This is a genomic window from uncultured Aquimarina sp., from assembly GCF_947492115.1.
Classification (GTDB): Bacteria; Bacteroidota; Bacteroidia; order Flavobacteriales; family Flavobacteriaceae; genus Aquimarina.
The window spans coordinates 1-229 of the sequence record NZ_CANLMM010000067.1; the positions used below are offsets into that span (position 1 = coordinate 1).

The window sequence follows — 229 nt, forward strand, 5'->3', positions numbered from 1 at the left end:
CTTGCGCACCAGTTTCTCCTTGTATACCCTGAATACCTTGTGGTCCTTGTGCACCAGTTTCTCCTTGTATACCCTGAATACCTTGCGGTCCTTGCGCACCGGTTTCTCCTTGTATACCCTGAATACCTTGTGGTCCTTGCGCACCCGTTACACCTTGTATACCTTGAATACCTTGTGGTCCTTGCGCACCGGTTTCTCCTTGTATACCTTGAATACCTTGTGGTCCTTG

At 49.3% G+C, this 229-nt stretch carries 1 pseudogene; it reads right to left on the reverse strand.

From position 1 onward, the window contains the following. Positions 1–229, reverse strand: a pseudogene (locus Q1A73_RS24540) (hypothetical protein); the annotation flags it as partial.